General features: G+C 37.2%; 10 protein-coding genes. 2 read left to right on the forward strand and 8 right to left on the reverse strand.

What is annotated here, in order from left to right:
• Positions 1–9: 9 nt before the first annotated feature.
• Positions 10–708 (reverse strand): MIP/aquaporin family protein, encoded by a 699-nt coding sequence (locus tag EGI24_RS07210; RefSeq protein ID WP_255047690.1) that lies wholly within the window; start codon positions 706–708, stop codon positions 10–12.
• A gap of 68 nt (positions 709–776) precedes the next feature.
• Here EGI24_RS07210 and purB point away from each other — a divergent pair, with 68 nt between their 5' ends.
• On the forward strand, positions 777–2,120 hold the full coding sequence (purB, locus tag EGI24_RS07215; protein WP_255047691.1) for an adenylosuccinate lyase: 1,344 nt from the start codon (positions 777–779) through the stop codon (positions 2,118–2,120).
• A gap of 393 nt (positions 2,121–2,513) precedes the next feature.
• Positions 2,514–4,193 carry a hypothetical protein gene (locus EGI24_RS07220; RefSeq protein ID WP_255047692.1) on the forward strand — a complete coding sequence of 560 codons (1,680 nt, stop codon included), beginning with the start codon at positions 2,514–2,516 and terminating at the stop codon, positions 4,191–4,193.
• 53 nt (positions 4,194–4,246) lie between these two features.
• On the opposite strand, the gene fabD is transcribed toward EGI24_RS07220, so the two are convergent.
• The 7 genes from fabD to EGI24_RS07255 form a co-directional block, all read right to left on the reverse strand.
• The gene (gene fabD / locus EGI24_RS07225) at positions 4,247–5,131 is read right to left on the reverse strand and encodes an ACP S-malonyltransferase (protein WP_255047693.1); all 885 of its coding nucleotides are present in this window, start codon (positions 5,129–5,131) and stop codon (positions 4,247–4,249) included.
• A 228-nt stretch (positions 5,132–5,359) separates the two neighbouring features.
• The gene (ilvC, locus tag EGI24_RS07230) at positions 5,360–6,403 is read right to left on the reverse strand and encodes a ketol-acid reductoisomerase (RefSeq protein ID WP_255047694.1); all 1,044 of its coding nucleotides are present in this window, start codon (positions 6,401–6,403) and stop codon (positions 5,360–5,362) included.
• Between the two features lie 111 nt (positions 6,404–6,514).
• The gene (gene ilvN, locus EGI24_RS07235; RefSeq protein ID WP_255039793.1) at positions 6,515–7,051 is read right to left on the reverse strand and encodes an acetolactate synthase small subunit; all 537 of its coding nucleotides are present in this window, start codon (positions 7,049–7,051) and stop codon (positions 6,515–6,517) included.
• A gap of 41 nt (positions 7,052–7,092) precedes the next feature.
• Positions 7,093–8,832 (reverse strand): biosynthetic-type acetolactate synthase large subunit, encoded by a 1,740-nt coding sequence (gene ilvB / locus EGI24_RS07240; protein ID WP_255047695.1) that lies wholly within the window; start codon positions 8,830–8,832, stop codon positions 7,093–7,095.
• Positions 8,833–9,011: 179 nt separating this feature from the next.
• Entirely contained in the window at positions 9,012–10,694 is a 1,683-nt protein-coding gene (gene ilvD / locus EGI24_RS07245; RefSeq protein ID WP_255047696.1) for a dihydroxy-acid dehydratase, read from the reverse strand.
• A gap of 166 nt (positions 10,695–10,860) precedes the next feature.
• A complete protein-coding gene (locus EGI24_RS07250; protein WP_255047697.1) occupies positions 10,861–13,257 on the reverse strand; it encodes an outer membrane beta-barrel protein in 2,397 nt (798 codons plus the stop codon).
• 313 nt (positions 13,258–13,570) lie between these two features.
• A complete protein-coding gene (locus EGI24_RS07255) occupies positions 13,571–14,428 on the reverse strand; it encodes a class I SAM-dependent methyltransferase (RefSeq protein WP_255047698.1) in 858 nt (285 codons plus the stop codon).
• Between the last annotated feature and the right edge of the window lie 187 nt (positions 14,429–14,615).

The raw sequence follows: 14,615 nt of genomic DNA on the forward strand, positions 1-14,615 counted from the left end.
TGAAATGGTTTAAAATAAAAAGGTACCTAAAACAGCACCCACAATTGGCCCTACTACCGGAACCCAAGCATACGACCAACCACTATCACCTTTGCCTGCAATCGGTAGCACCGCGTGGGCAATACGTGGACCTAAATCACGGGCAGGATTTATAGCATAGCCAGTGGTGCCTCCCAAGGCATTACCAATAACCAATACCAACATACCCACCAAATAAGGTGCTAATCCTGAGCCTGTTGTAGCATAAATAGAAGAAACACCAACAAACAAAACAAAAGTACCTACGATTTCTGTGAACAAATTGGAAGGAGTATGTTTGATGGCTGGACTCGTACAAAACACCGCTTGCTTGGCTCCTTGGTCCTCAGTAGCCGCCCAATGCGGATAATAAATCAACCATGAAAGTGATGAACCTAAAAAAGCACCCAAAAGCTGGGCTACAATAAAAGAGAAAACGTTGGACCAATCGCCTGATTGAAAAGCAAATGCGATAGTCAGAGCAGGATTAAGGTGAGCATCTGGACTGCCAAATTTTTGTGCCACAAATACACCCATTGTGACAGCCATAGCCCAAGCTAATGTTATGACTATCAATCCGCTATTATGTCCTTTGGTATGCTTTAGAAGCACGTTGGCCACTACGCCGCTTCCAAACAAAATTAATACTAGAGTTCCTAAAAATTCGCCTAAAAAAGGAGATGTAGTCATAATTCAATTAATGTTTTAAGGTTGATTGTGAGAGCAATTTAGTAATTTTGCGGTTTATTAAATATAATATGCAATTAAATTCTTTAAGTGCCATTTCGCCAATAGACGGAAGGTATCGCAGACAAGTGGAAGATTTGGCCGCCTATTTCTCTGAATTTGGCTTGATTAAGTACAGAGTTAGGATAGAAATCGAGTATTTCATAGAACTTTGTGAACTTCCATTACCTCAATTGTCTGATTTTCCAAAAAATCTCTACGGTGAACTTAGAAATATTTATCACAATTTTTCAGAGGAAAACGCACTTGAAATTAAAGAAATAGAAAAAACGACCAACCACGATGTGAAGGCCGTAGAATATTTTATTAAAAAACGATTCGAAAACTTCGGAATCGAGAAATATTCAGAGTTTATACACTTTGGTTTGACTTCACAAGATATCAATAATACTTCCATTCCACTTTCTTTGAAAGAGGCTCACGATACCATATTTTTTCCTCAATTGATGGCCGTTGTTGAGCAAATCCAAGAATTAGCAGAAGCTTGGAAATCAATTCCTATGTTGGCTAAAACACACGGTCAACCGGCCTCTCCTACTCGTTTGGGTAAAGAAATGAAAGTATTTGTGGAAAGACTGGTAAACCAAATTGGACTTTTGGCGGCAATTCCATACTCAGCAAAATTTGGAGGGGCAACAGGAAACTTCAACGCCCATTTTGTGGCTTATTCAGAAACCAACTGGGTAGATTTTGGAAATAAATTTGTAAATGAAACACTAGGGCTAAGCCGAAGCCAAACCACTACTCAGATAGAGCACTACGATAATTTAGGAGCCTATTGCGACAATATAAAGCGTATCAATACCATACTTTTAGATTTCTCTCGAGATGTTTGGCAGTATGTTTCTATGAATTATTTCAAACAGAAAATCAAAGCGGGCGAAATTGGTTCTTCAGCCATGCCTCACAAAGTCAACCCAATAGATTTTGAAAATGCAGAAGGAAATTTAGGAATTGCCAACGCACTTTTTGAGCATTTTTCGGCCAAATTACCCATCTCAAGACTTCAAAGAGACTTGACAGATTCCACAGTATTAAGAAATTTAGGTGTGCCATTGGCACATACATTGATTGCTCTTAAATCTTTGATAAAGGGAATCGGAAAATTAGAATTGAATCAATCCGCTATCGATGCAGATTTGGAAGAAAACTGGGCCGTGGTAGCCGAAGCTATACAGACGGTTTTACGCAGAGAAGGATTCCCTAAACCTTACGAAGCCCTGAAAGATTTAACCCGCAAAAACGACAAAATCACTGAACGAGCCATTAAAGAGTTTATAGAAACCTTGGATATTTCTGAAAAAACCAAGTATGAGTTAAAACAAATAACTCCGTTTACTTTTACGGGAATCTAAGATAATTATTTACAGATAATGGATAAATTAAATAAACTGTCAATTGCATTTTTTATATGCTTCTTGGCAATTAATGTATTTATATTTTCTGACATTTTTATAAACTTCCCCTTACTTGACGACTTCGGAGCTATTGTTAATTTTCAAGTTGATTATCTAAAAACTAGTGGTTTCAAAGAAACTCTTCAGCTACTTTTTTCTCAAAACAATGACTTCCGTTTGGTGGTCTTGAAGCTATTCGTACTTTCAGATTATTATTTAATTGGCCAAATTAACTTTCAGCATTTGCGGTTAATAGGATTCCTTTTTTTTCTAAGTACTTTATTTTTTTTCTTTAAACTTGGAAAATTCCAACTTTCGAGATTTTGTTATTTTCTACCTGTTCCATTACTCATGATTTCATTTGCATATGCTGAAATCAACGGTTTAGCGATGGAGTCTTTGTCACACTTCGTAGTGATCTTCTTTGTAATAACTTCTTTATATTATTTATTTGAAACCAAGCACATCGTGCTTCCAATCATTCTATTGTTTTTTGGGATATTCTCAAATGGTAACGGGCTTTTATTAGTACCTCTAGGAATTGTTGGCCTAATAATCACTAAAGATTATAAAAAACTCACGCTTTGGACAGTATTCTCTATAGTGGCTATTATAATTTTTTTTATAGATTATGAAAAAGGAAATACGCCCTTCGATGCATCTATTTTCAAAAGACTAGCTTATGTTTTCCCCATTTATATGGGTGGAATTGGTGGATTAGAATCTATTAAAATCAATCAAATATTAGGTGTTCTAGGCATACTTTTTTCGATTTATTTCTTGATTTTCAAAAAATCATATCAAAGTCATATAACGCTTAGTGCATTGTTACTGTTTTTTTTAGGTACTTATTTATTGATTTCATCTAAAAGACAATATACTGATTCAATAGCTCTTTTACGAGGTGCATACCTGATAAATAGTGTATGTATATTTGTGGTTTTTTATATTTTGTTTTATAAAATTCATTTAAAAACTTGGATTAAGTCTAAAAATTATAAACTTAGTAACTGGGTTTTTCTGTCTATACTCTTCCTCACTTTGATTTACCAAGCAAGAAATTATACCAAATGGATACAAATTTTTGGTTATCAAAAAAGATCGATTCAATCGGTTCTAGTGATGATTACGGGAAACACCAAACAATTATATCTGGACGAAGGAACCATTCATAATATTCCCCTGAATATGCGACCAGGTCTAGACACCTTGATAAAAAAAGGTATTTTTGACAATTCCGATGTTTTGAAAACATTACTTGTTAAACCTATGGACATTAATCACAAGGATATTTTAGGTGATTTTGACAATAAAATAGATATCATAAGCATTGATGGCACGCAAATACCTGACAATCCTTATATTACTATCAATGCAAAAATTAATGGCTATTTGAAAAACCCTTCAAATGGTTTGGGATTAATTTGCCTACAGAATGGAGAAAAAACCTATTACGAACTTCCCCTTAAAAATGATAAACTTTTTCATGTAAAACCAATAAAGGGAAGAGATTTTTACTTTGAGTATATGATCCCGAAGCGATTTCTAAAAAGTAACAGTTTTGAAATGTCTTTCTTGATGTTTCAAAACAGAAAAATCTATCAATCGAATGGGACTCAAAAAATCAATTGGAACAACCAGTACAATACAAATTTAACTTTCTCAAAATTCCTTAATTTGAATATTATGGAGCCTGCTTTAGATACTCTTCAAAAACCTCAGTTTTTTGAAGCTTTTTATAATGGCGAAAAGCATGAAATTGTAGTTCATTTAGACACCGCACAAAACGGAAATATCAACTATTTGCAATTCTCAGATACTGAAAGTTTAAATACTTTTCAAATAGAACTTACTCACTTAAAAGAACGTGCAGAAAAAAATCTAGCAAGCGTAATTTTTAGCCAAAAAGAGGCCAAATCTTTTTTGAAAAAAAGAAATGGACTTTTTAAACTTTCGCTAATTAGCAAAAAAGGGGAAGAGAAATTTAAAACTTATCCTTTGAAGTCTCTCTATTATTTCAAATTCAACTAAAAGAAAAAGAGTCCTTTCAGACTCTTTTCATGCCCTAAACTATATTTTTTCGATTAAACTCCTGCTGTTTCTACTTCAGGTGAAATCTTTTTTACTAGGCCTTGTAAAACTTTACCAGGTCCGCATTCTACAAATTTTGATGCACCGTCAGCCACCATGTGCTGAACACTTTGGGTCCATCGCACTGGGGCAGTTAACTGATGAATCAAGTTCATTTTAATATGCTCAACCTCGGTAAATGGCTTGGCACTTACGTTTTGGTAAATCGGACAAATAGGAGTTTTGAATTCAGTATTTTTGATAGCTTCAGCCAATTCTTCACGAGCTGGCTCCATCAATGGCGAATGAAATGCTCCACCTACTTGAAGAACCAATGCACGTTTGGCACCTGCTTCTTTCATTTTTTCACAAGCCACATTTATTCCTTCAATACTTCCCGAAATCACTAACTGACCTGGGCAGTTATAATTTGCAGCAACCACCACTTCCTTAGTTTCTGCATGCACTGCTGCACAAACCTCCTCTACTTTTTCATCCGAAAGATTCAAAACTGCGGCCATCGTTGATGGATTCAATTCACAAGCTTTTTGCATAGCATCAGCACGTTTTGCCACTAATCTAAGTCCATCTTCAAAAGACAATGCACCTGCCGCAACCAAAGCCGAAAACTCACCCAAAGAGTGCCCTGCAACCATATCGGGCTTGAAATCCTCGATGGTAGAAGCCAAAATAACCGAATGCAAAAACACTGCTGGCTGCGTAACGTTGGTTTGTTTAAGTTCCTCATCAGAACCCTCAAACATTATTTTTGTAATATCAAATCCTAAAATCTCATTGGCTTTATCAAAAAGTGCCTTAGCCTTCTCATTAGTTTCGTAAAGCTCCTTCCCCATGCCACTAAACTGTGCACCTTGTCCTGGAAATACGTATGCTGTCATCTTATCAGAGGTTTTGTTTATGGTGCAAAATTAGTTAAAAAGTCTGTAAGTTGGTAGGTTAGAAAGTTGGCAAGCTAGAAAGAATGGTGGAAAATAGTCTAATTTATAGGTTAAAGTTTGTGCCAATCCGCTAGGCATTAGTTTATTTCATCACAAACAAAGACACTTTAAACCAAAAAATCCCCGAATCGCTTCGAGGATTTTTTGAATATCGAAAGAAAATATTTCTTAGTTATTTTCTGGTCTAAGGCTTCTAACAGTCTTACCAGCTCTCCACATTTCTGAGTCACGAAGTTCAGCTAACTCAACTTCCAATTTCTCACGGTAGTCTGGTTGAGAGTTACGCTCGATAGAAATTGCAGCTTCGTTTTGAGTGATAACGGAGTTGTATAATTTCTCAAAAACAGGCTTAGTTGCATCACGGAAAGGCTTCCACCAGTCCAAAGCACCTCTTTGAGCTGTTGTAGAACAGTTGGCATACATCCAGTCCATTCCGTTTTCAGCTACCAATGGCATTAACGATTGCGTTAATTCTTCAACAGTTTCGTTGAAAGCTTCTGATGGAGAGTGACCATTTGCACGCAATACTTCATATTGAGCAGCAAAAATACCTTGGATAGCTCCCATCAAAGTTCCTCTTTCGCCTGTAAGGTCAGAAGATACTTCTTTATAGAAATCTGTTTCAAACAAATATCCAGAACCCACACCGATAGCCATAGCTATACATTTCTCACGAGCTTTGCCCGTAGCATCTTGGTAAATAGCGAAAGAAGAGTTCAAACCTTTACCTTCTACAAACAAACGACGTAGTGAAGTACCTGATCCTTTTGGAGCAGCCAAAAATACGTCTACATCAGCAGGAGGAACGATACCCGTTTTTTCTTTGTAAGTAATACCAAATCCGTGAGAGAAATACAATGATTTCCCTGGAGTAAGGTATTTTTTAACAGTTGGCCAAAGCTCTATTTGAGCGGCATCAGATAGCAAATAACAAATGATTGTTCCTTTTTCAAGAGCTTCTTCGATTTCGAAAAGGGTTTCGCCTGGTACAAATCCGTCAGCAACAGCTTTGTCGTAAGTTTTACCTTTACGTTGTCCAACGATTACTGGAAGACCGTTGTCACGCATGTTCATAGCTTGACCAGGGCCTTGTACTCCATATCCAATTACAGCGATAACTTCGTTGCTTAATACTTCTCTTGCTTTTTCAAGGGGAAATTCTTCTCTTGTTACTACTTCCTCCTCAACACCACCAAAATTTAACTTTGCCATTTATATACTATTTTGTTTTAGAAAATCGAACAATATGTTCTACGTTATATTTATTTAAAAAATCTCAAAAACGCTGCAAATTTCCGAATAAATTCGGCGAAATTCAAATTATCACAGATAATATTCCCATTCCTGATCCTCAGGTAAGTACTCTACCAATCCTTGCGGCGTTTTGCCAATGGCCACTCTGCCAGAGCGTACAAATTCTATGATGCCGTGAGGTTTAAGATATCTAAAAAAGTCAAATATTTCTTCTTCAGTACCCGTTTTCTGGATGGTTACATAATCTAAGCCCCAATAAACGACCCAAGCTTTATAAATGCGGTTGATGGTATCTATGTCCAAGGCTTTTCCGCCAATTGGCGTCGAAATCTTGAAAAGAGCTATTTCGTTGTAAACGATTTCATCATTCAGGTATCCAAAAACTGCCAAAACTTCAACAATTTTTCTGATTTGGCGAACCAACTTTTCAACCTCTTCACGCTTCTCGTGTTTGATAACTATCGTAAAGCGAGAAACGCCTTTTCTAACAGTTTCAGAAACGGTAAGACTTTCTATATTTATTCTTCTACGTGTAAAGATTACCGTGATCTTGTTCAAAAGACCAATGCTATTTTCGGTAAAAACACATATCGTATATTGCGTCATAATTTTTCTAATTTGCTGTAAATGTTGCTTTAAACCTCGATTTATGTAAGTCTGATTTCGCTTACACTTCTACCCGCAGGTACCATCGGAAATACGTTTTCTTCTTTTTCAACAACAACTTCCAACACATATCCACCGTCATGGGCCAACATTTTGTCAATTGCCTCACTTAATTGATCTCTTTCAGTAATTTTTTCACCTTCTAAGCCAAATCCTTTAGAAATCATGATAAAATCAGGATTTTGAAGCTCCACAAACGAGTATCTTTTATCAAAGAACAATTGTTGCCACTGACGTACCATACCGAGATAGTTGTTATTGAGGATAATCAATTTTACTGGCAATTTGCTCTGGGCAATGGTGCCCAATTCTTGTATAGTCATCTGAAAACACCCATCTCCTATGAATGCAATAACATCTCTGTCTGGGGCTCCCATTTTGGCACCTAATGCTGCTGGTATGGCAAAGCCCATTGTACCTAAGCCGCCTGAAGCGATATAAGAATTAGGTCTTTTAAACTCAAAATATCTTGCCGTAACCATCTGATGCTGACCCACATCCACTACTACACAGGCTTCACCTTTGGTTTTGTCCGAAACCATTTTCACTACCTCGGCCATTTTAATTTGACCTTCAAACTTCAGGTCTCTATCCGTAACAGCTTCTTTTTCTCTCGGTTCAAGTTTCCTAAATTCGTTCTTCCAGCCGGTATAATCGCCTTTTTTGACCAATGGCGTAAGAAGATTCAAAACCTCTTTTATATCACCGATAACTGGAGCCTCTGTTTTCTTTATTTTTTCAACTTCTGCAGGATCTATTTCAATGTGTATTATCCTGGCTTGCTTGGCAAAAAGCGAAGCATCACCCGTAACTCTGTCGTCAAAACGCATACCGATGGCGATGAGAATATCACACTGATCCGTCATGACGTTTGGTGCATACATACCGTGCATTCCCAACCAACCCATGTAGTTTGGATGATCTATAGAAATACCTGACAAACCCAAAAGGGTACTTGCACAAGGAATATCGGTTTTTTCGACAAATGCTCTAAATTCCTCCATGGCTTCTGATATCAAAACACCATGTCCAAATAATATATAAGGTCTTTTGGCTTTGTTGATCAATTCGGCAGCCTTTTCCACCTGATCCATCTTTGGAACTCTACGTGGATGGTATCCTGGCAATCCTTCAATTGGCTTATATTCAAAAGGCTTGGTCATGCTTTTAATCTGAGCATCTTTGGTGATGTCGATCAAAACTGGACCAGGTTTTCCAGCTCTTGCTATAAAAAAAGCTTTTGCCAAAATCAACGGAATTTCATCCGGATCAGTTACTTGATAGTTCCATTTACATATAGGCGTAGTAATACCAATCACATCGGTTTCTTGAAAAGCATCTGTGCCTAACAAGTTAGAAGCTACTTGTCCTGTTATGGCAACCATAGGGGTGCAATCAATGATGGCATCTGCTATACCAGTCACCAAATTGGTAGCTCCTGGACCAGAAGTAGCCATACAAACACCCACCCTACCACTTGACCGAGCATAGCCTTCGGCAGCATGTGAAGCACCTTGTTCATGACGAACCAGAATGTGATTGATGCGATCGGTGTAGTCGTAAAGGGCATCGTAAATAGGCATAATGGCACCGCCAGGGTACCCAAAAATGGTATCCACACCTTCTGCAACAAAGCATTCCATCAGTGCTTGTCCACCTGACAAAAACTTTACCTCTTCTATTTTAATGTCTTCTTCCATGAAAGCTATTTCTTTACTCATGGTATATTTGGTTTTTGTTTGTTATATTTTTTAGCTTTTAGCTTTTAGCTTTTAGCTTTTAGCTTTTAGCTTTTAGCTTTTAGCTTTTAGCTTTTAGCTTTTGAAAATCCGATTTGAATTTCTAGGGTTCAATTATTCCAATTTTATCTTTAGAAATTTTTGAAAACTCCTAACCCTCCTTACAAATCTGTAACACAGCCTTTGCTTGCTGAGCTAACATTTTTGATGTATTTTCTCAAGACTCCTTTTGTAAATGGAGAAGGGATTTGCTTCCATTCGGCTCTTCTTACCGCCAGTTCCTCGTCGGAAACGTGCAAAATCAGTTGATTAGAATCCGCATCAATTGTAATTTTATCACCATCTTTTACCAAGGCTATGTTTCCTCCATCAAATGCCTCTGGCGTAACATGACCCACTACAAATCCATGAGTACCACCAGAAAAACGACCATCTGTTATCATAGCAACATCATTACCAAGACCAGCCCCCATTACAGCCGAAGTTGGTTTAAGCATCTCAGGCATTCCTGGACCACCTTTTGGTCCTTCGTTTCTAATAACCACCACATGACCTGGTTTTATCTCTCCTTTTGCCAAAAAATCAATCACTTCTTCTTCAGACTCGCAAACTTTGGCAGCTCCTTCAAATTTTAAACCTTCTTTTCCAGTAATTTTGGCCACAGCTCCATCTGGGGCTAGATTACCATACAATATCTGTAAATGTCCGCTTGGTTTGATGGGATTAGAAAGTGGACGAATAATATTCTGATTTTCAAACTCCAACTCAATAACATCGACAAGATTCTCTGCAAGTGTTTTGCCAGTAATGGTCATACAATCACCGTGTAACAAGTTATTGTTCAACAAATACTTCATCAAAGCAGGCAAACCGCCAATAGCAAGCATATCTTCCATGTAATATTTACCTGATGGCTTCAAGTCAGCCAAGAAAGGCACTCGGTCGGAAATCGCCTGAACATCTTTCAAGGTAAAATCAACATCCGCGGCATGGGCAATTGCCAAATAATGCAAAACTGCGTTTGTTGAACCGCCAAGAGCCATTACTACCGTCATAGCGTTTTCAAATGCCTTACGGGTCATAATGTCTTTTGGAAGTATGTTGAGTTCCAACATGTTTTTCATTGCGGCTCCAATGGCTATGCACTCTGCCACTTTTCCTTCGTGCGTAGCTGGGTAACTCGAAGAGTTTGGTAGAGTTAAGCCCATCGCTTCCATGGATGACGCCATGGTATTGGCTGTGTACATACCTCCACATGCTCCAGCACCCGGAATTGCATTTTTTATTACGCCTTCATAGTCCTCATCTGAGATATTTCCAGCGAACTTTTTACCCAAGGCCTCAAATGCAGATACGATATCTAATTTTTGTCCTTTATACTCGCCTGAGCGGATAGTTCCACCATATACCAACATAGCGGGGCGGTTAAGCCTCGCAATGGCTATCATAGCTCCTGGCATATTTTTGTCGCAGCCTACTACCGCAATTACTCCGTCATACCATTGAGCAGCCACTACGTCTTCAATAGAATCGGCAATCAAATCACGGCTTGGCAATGAATAACTCATACCGTTGTTGCCGTTTGTCATACCGTCTGATACACCTATAGTATGAAAAATAAGACCTACCATGTCGTTGGCCTGAATCCCTTTTTTCACATGAACAGAAAGTCCATTTAAGTGCATATTACAGGTATTGCCTTCATAACCAGTACTTGCGATACCGATTTGCGGCTTTTGCATGTCATCTGAGGAAAGACCGATACCGTAAAGCATGGCTTTAGCGGCTGGATTGGTGATTTCTTGCGTAAGTGTTCTGCTGAACTTATTGAGGTTTTGCGACATTTTTGTTTTAATGTAATTTGTTATTTAGCGAATATTCGCTAAAATACTTATTTCAACTTTACAAATAAAAAAACATAAAATAATAATTACAAATAAAACTTGTAAAAATCGGCAGCAATAGGCCTCCTTGTTGAATTAGTGAAATATCGCACTTAAAAAAGTACAATTATTTGGAGTCCATCCCCTCCATATTGAACATATCAAAGCCCTCGTTTTTCTTTTTTTGGCCGAAATTGTAGCGAATATTGATGCCGAAACGACGAGAATCGCTTCTGCGAAAGCCCGTGGCGTTGATGTTTCCTTGGTTTAAAGTAAAGGAATAGTTGTAAGAATAAAACATATCTCGCATCTGGGCTGTAACGACCAACTTCTTGTTAAAGAACTGTCTATTGATGCTCAAATCCAAGTCGCCAAAATTACTGAGTTCATAAAATTGTTGCTGCCCGTTGGTTCTGAAAAAACCATTGAGGTAAACCGACGAATTGGCGTCGATTTTCAACTGATGAAAAGTAAAAAAGGACCAAGTGCCTTTGGAGAAAGTGATGGGTTTATTGTCCAATTGGCCTTCATAATCGTTAAACATAAACATGGTGCCCACCACAAAAAAGTACTTTTTACCAGGTGGAACAGCACCCAAAAGCCTGAAATAGGTTTCGGTATTTTTACCTAAATTTTGATAGGTTCTGTAAGAAACTCTAGCGTCCGATTTGTCCTGAAGCACCACCGAAGTGAAGATATCCTTCACGTAATTCCGACCAATGGCGAAAATCGGTCGCTCATCAAAACTAATATTGGCCTCAATGTTGTTGGTAAACTGTGGCCTAAGCGATGGATTTCCGGCCTCATAAATGTATTGATCCACAAAACGTGGAAATGGATTCAGATATTCATAGACTGGCCTGCTAATAGTTCTACGAGCTATCAAATATCCCCGAAGGTCATAAGAAGCTATTTTAAATAACTTTCTACTGAAGAAAATATAAGGAAAAAGATCTGTTCTATTGATACTAAAAGTAGTATCCGACGGCACAGTTTGACGGCCTTTCATGACCGTATTTTCCAATCTCGCACCGGTTTTAAGTACATATTTCCCAAAGCTTTTTGACATCTGAGCATAGGCCGCATTGATATTCTCAAAATAATCAAAGGCGTTGGTTCTAAAAGCATCTTTGGCCGTAATACCATTTCTGGTTATTGTATATTCGGTTTTAGAGTCAAAATTCTGAATGGAGGTTTTCAAACCCGACTCCAGCGTTAATTTTTTAGGAAAAAGATATTTAAAATCTAACATTGAAGCGAATAAAGTTCTGGAATTGAGCCAGTCGCCCGCACCACTGAAACTTATGGCTGTAGGAATCACAAAGTTAGTATTATAACCCTGCCCTCCGTTTGTCTCAAAATAATCTAAAGATGCATCAAACCTTAATTCTGAGCCTTTTTCATCGAATTTATATTTGGCGTTTACGCCTTGATTGATGTTGTAGTTTTGGGTATTATTTTCTACCAAGTTTTTATTTTGAGAAAATTTTTCAGCAAAACTTACTGAATTCACCACCTCGCTGTTGTTTTCAATTCTGCTTTGGTTGTCGTTAAAACTGAGCCTGCCATCGTAGCCCACTTCTAGTTTTTTGGAAAGGTCGAAATTAGCTCCAAATCCTGAAAAAATACTGTAGGCAGGAAAAATTGAATAGCTATCCGTATTTAGATTTCGATTTTCTGTTCCTAAAACACGCTCAAAAGTCGATTCGTCAAACGATTTGCGGTGGTTAAAATTCAGGTTGAGATACGAGCTTCGGGTTTCTAGACTTCGGTTGAGATTTATACCTACAAACTGATTCCCGAATCTTCCTTGATTAAAACCTGCGTTTACGGTTCCTGTTCTGCCCAATTTTACGCCTTTTTTTAAAACTACATTGACTGCTCCTCCCGAACTAGAGGCATCCATACTGGCCGATGGGGTTCTGATAATTTCTATTTTTTCAATGCTATTGGGTGGCAAGCTTTTAAGAATCGACGCAATATCGGAAGGCCCCAGCTTTTGTTCTCGGCCGTTGATATAAATTCTCGCTGGACTCGAGCTATTGAGATAAACATTGCCATCTTGGTCCACAAAAAGTCCAGGCGTTTTTTCTATCAACTCAAAAGCATTGGTACTCATACCTGCAAGAGGCTCGGGATCTACAATAGTTTTATCGTCTTCCTGCCTCATGAGCGGCTTTTTGGCAGATACTGTCACAGAACTCAGGGTTTGAGAATCATCTTGCAAAGTAAAAATATATGCTTTACCCTTATCAGAAGTATTAATTACTGCTCCGAAAGGCCTGTACCCTACAGAGCTAGCCTTCAAAAGATAAATAGAATTGGATTTAAGGTTAAACTCCGCCCTTCCTGAGGTGTCTGTAAAGTTGTTGAGCTGAAAAGATTTATTCAAAGAATCTCTTAAATTAACTGTAACCCCAAATAGTGGTGCCGAAAACTTATCTACAAATCTTATTTGTATTTTTTGTGAAAAAGCTTGAATACCTGAGTTCAAAATTAGAATTAGTAAAAATAGCTTTTTCATGTTGCTTTGAGAGTAACTTATTTGTGTTTTTAATGATCAAAAATACGACATAATTTATTAAAGATTTGGCTCAAATTGATGAATGGTCCTTAAAACTTTTTACAAAACATTTAATCTTTTAGTAAAAAAACTAAGAATTATTAAAAATCTGAAAAATAGTTATGTTAGTTACCAAAATAAACCTAAAACTATGAAAGGCTCCATAAGACTTTTTCAGATTTATTTAATGTACAATTTATTTTTCAACTTTTGCCCAAAAATATTTTGGCAAAAATCTAGCTTCCAGCAATAATATCATGCTAATCACAAAACACTAAAAACCATTGTGGGGGTTTTTGGGAAGGGCATGAAGTCTATAATTAGTTGATTTTAAATTCTTGAGGGTTTCATCATCAGGCTGCTGCTTGAAAACAATAATTGAAAGGTGTTGATAAGGTAAAATAGATAAGTTACAAAGTACGTTATTTAGGAATCTTTTAAAATTCTGCGTCGATTTTGACTGCCAACGAGCCTCTATTGCCGAATTAAATCCTTTTACTGCTATCATGGGCAAATCTAAGCCTGTGGCCATTTTCTCAAATTCTCTAAAAGAAACCTTGTAAACGTAGTTGCCTACCACTTCATAAGAGTATTGATTTTTCCATATTTTTTTTATTAGCTTGGTATTGACTCTGTCTAATATGTTTCGCACCATTGCCAATAATGGAAAAGAAATTCCTATATCGTTCGGCTCCATAACAATCACACCTTTTTTAGCAACTCTTATCATTTCGTAAAACCCTATTGCAGGCCTCGGAAAGTGATGATAGGCTTCTTTACAGCATACATAATCAAAAGAATTGTTATCAAATGTCAGCATTTCAACATTTTGAATGCAACATTCATCTACAAGGCCTTTGGATAAAACTTTCTCCTCCAAGGTTTTTATGCTGAGGTCTGAAGCAACCGTATAAGCTCCTTTTTTCTTGATGTAGGCGGCATCTATACCTGTAAAATCACCCACTGTAAGCCATTTTTCATCCTCCTCAATAATTGGATCAATGTTTTTAAAGAAACCTCTGTTGTAATGAAGAATCGGACTGTTTTCATCAAAAAGATCTTCTAAATAATTTTCATCAATACCTTTGTCTATGAAATCTTGATGTTTCTTGTAGCTTTCAGAATTGTACATGGTATTTTATTAGGGGGCCAAATTGGGTAAGGAAAACAATTGATAGGTTAAATAACAAGCAATAATTCAACCGTCCGCAAAATAAATAATTATTTTCAAAACAAAGGTATAGAAATTGAAAAGTGGATCTAAAATTATTTTTAATAATCATTACATAATAAACAAACAGTTTATTACAATTTTGAAT

It is taken from the genome of Lacihabitans sp. CS3-21, assembly GCF_024343675.1.
Classification (GTDB): Bacteria; Bacteroidota; Bacteroidia; order Cytophagales; family Spirosomataceae; genus Leadbetterella.

Excerpts from the sequence above, each read along its gene's own strand:
- EGI24_RS07210 (WP_255047690.1), bottom strand. The coding sequence starts at position 708 with ATGACTACATCTCCTTTTTTAGGCGAATTTTTAGGAACTCTAGTATTA.
- purB (WP_255047691.1), top strand. The coding sequence starts at position 777 with ATGCAATTAAATTCTTTAAGTGCCATTTCGCCAATAGACGGAAGGTAT.
- EGI24_RS07220 (WP_255047692.1), top strand. The coding sequence starts at position 2,514 with ATGATTTCATTTGCATATGCTGAAATCAACGGTTTAGCGATGGAGTCT.
- fabD (WP_255047693.1), bottom strand. The coding sequence starts at position 5,131 with ATGACAGCATACGTATTTCCAGGACAAGGTGCACAGTTTAGTGGCATG.
- ilvC (WP_255047694.1), bottom strand. The coding sequence starts at position 6,403 with ATGGCAAAGTTAAATTTTGGTGGTGTTGAGGAGGAAGTAGTAACAAGA.
- ilvN (WP_255039793.1), bottom strand. The coding sequence starts at position 7,051 with ATGACGCAATATACGATATGTGTTTTTACCGAAAATAGCATTGGTCTT.
- ilvB (WP_255047695.1), bottom strand. The coding sequence starts at position 8,832 with ATGAGTAAAGAAATAGCTTTCATGGAAGAAGACATTAAAATAGAAGAG.
- ilvD (WP_255047696.1), bottom strand. The coding sequence starts at position 10,694 with ATGTCGCAAAACCTCAATAAGTTCAGCAGAACACTTACGCAAGAAATC.
- EGI24_RS07250 (WP_255047697.1), bottom strand. The coding sequence starts at position 13,257 with ATGAAAAAGCTATTTTTACTAATTCTAATTTTGAACTCAGGTATTCAA.
- EGI24_RS07255 (WP_255047698.1), bottom strand. The coding sequence starts at position 14,428 with ATGTACAATTCTGAAAGCTACAAGAAACATCAAGATTTCATAGACAAA.